We start from the raw sequence: 1,017 nt of genomic DNA, 5'->3' as shown, positions 1-1,017 counted from the left end.
TTTTTTATATTAGTGTAGACTTGGTGGATAACCGTGTGTGATAAGTGTTGCGATCGCAAACCCGCCAAAAATCACAAAAGTTCCAAAGTTAAAAAGGAAACCTAGAACTTCTTTGTTTTTAAGCGTTTGTACAGTGCCGATTGCTGCAAGAATTGCAATAAGTCCAAAAATAACTACTAACATCCAACTCATCGATGACACTCCCTTCAACTTAAACAGCCAGTGCCGCTTTGTTCTCTTTATATTGTAAAGATATTCCGCTGTTTTGTCGAGGACAAAAAGTGTCAGTATCTTGACAGTCTGCTAGGGTCTGCATGTTATAATCGGAATGAGGTGAAAGAGATGTTAAAAATCGATCAACTAGAGTTAGGTCCTATTCAAACAAATTGTTACATCATTTCGGATGATCAAAAAAACTGTTTAATTTTTGATCCAGGTGAAGAAAGTACAAAGATAGAAGCAGTGGTGAAAAAGAAAAATTTGAAGCCACTTGCGATTTTATTGACGCATGCGCATTTTGATCATATTGGTGCAGTCGATGACATAAGAGAACGTTATTCTGTCCCTGTTTATTTGCATCACTTAGAAAAAGATTGGTTAAGCCGTCCGAACTTAAACGGCTCAGGAAAATATCCATCATTACCAGATTATCGTATGAAAGACGCAGACGTATTGTTAACGGATGAAAAAACCTTGGAGATTGGATCTTTCAAAATGGATATTTTTCACACACCAGGGCATTCTCCGGGCAGCGTAAGTTTCTCGTTTGGGAAAGAAGGCTTTGCAATTGTTGGCGATGTTATTTTCCGCGGAAGTATCGGTCGTACCGACTTGATTGATGGTTCTGAAAAGAGGCTTTTGCAGTCTATTGAAGAGTCGATCTTGCCGCTTCCTGAGCATATGATTCTGTATCCAGGACATGGCCCTGAAACAACGCCAGAGCAAGAATTAAACAGCAATCCGTTTCTGAAAGTATTTAAACAGTAAAAGCTTTAATAACAAAAAAAACAAACGGTG

At 38.4% G+C, this 1,017-nt stretch carries 2 protein-coding genes; one reads left to right on the top strand and one right to left on the bottom strand.

The genetic code is table 11. From position 1 onward, the window contains the following. Positions 1-9 precede the first annotated feature (9 nt). Positions 10-192: a DUF2759 domain-containing protein gene (locus GPDM_RS13505; protein WP_008432208.1), complete on the bottom strand. Its 183-nt coding sequence runs from the start codon at positions 190-192 to the stop codon at positions 10-12. A gap of 150 nt (positions 193-342) precedes the next feature. On the opposite strand from GPDM_RS13505, the gene GPDM_RS13500 reads away from it, so the two are divergent. Beyond that, positions 343-987: an MBL fold metallo-hydrolase gene (locus GPDM_RS13500; RefSeq protein WP_008432206.1), complete on the top strand. Its 645-nt coding sequence runs from the start codon at positions 343-345 to the stop codon at positions 985-987. Positions 988-1,017 lie beyond the last annotated feature (30 nt).

Origin of the sequence: Planococcus donghaensis MPA1U2 (assembly GCF_000189395.1) — a bacterium.
GTDB lineage: Bacteria > Bacillota > Bacilli > Bacillales_A > Planococcaceae > Planococcus > Planococcus donghaensis_B.
This window is presented reverse-complemented; position numbering and strand designations above follow the sequence as displayed.

What these genes read in the sequence shown, in the direction of transcription:
- GPDM_RS13505 (WP_008432208.1), bottom strand. Translation starts at nt 192, where the DNA reads ATGAGTTGGATGTTAGTAGTTATTTTTGGACTTATTGCAATTCTTGCA.
- GPDM_RS13500 (WP_008432206.1), top strand. Translation starts at nt 343, where the DNA reads ATGTTAAAAATCGATCAACTAGAGTTAGGTCCTATTCAAACAAATTGT.